Annotated in this window: 1 protein-coding gene; it reads left to right on the top strand. The window is 37.5% G+C overall.

What is annotated here, in order from left to right; translation table 11 throughout:
* Positions 1-245: transposase (locus tag AX663_RS08335; RefSeq protein WP_197414215.1), on the top strand; the 245-nt coding region annotated here is incomplete at its 5' end.
* Between the last annotated feature and the right edge of the window lie 46 nt (positions 246-291).

The following is a 291-nucleotide window of genomic DNA, read 5'->3' as shown; positions in this document are numbered from 1 at the left end:
CATTTATGGGATATTTAAAGGGCAAAAGTAGCTTAATGATATTTGATCGACACGCTAATTTAAAGTATAAATATGGGAATCGCAAATTTTGGTGTCGAGGGTTTTATGTTGATACGGTTGGACGAAATCAGAAGCGAATTGAAGAATATATTCGTAATCAATTACAAGAAGACGTGATAGCAGATCAGCTAAGTCTATTTGAGGAGTATGATCCGTTTACAGGTGAGAAGAATAAGAGAAAGTAATCTTAAAGAGACCCGCTAGACGGGTCAGCTAGCAAAGGTGGTGCTG

Origin of the sequence: Streptococcus sp. CCH8-H5, from assembly GCF_001556505.1 — a bacterium.
GTDB lineage: Bacteria > Bacillota > Bacilli > Lactobacillales > Streptococcaceae > Streptococcus.
The sequence above is the reverse complement of the archived record's forward strand: the minus strand, read 5'-3'. Positions and strand labels throughout refer to the sequence as shown.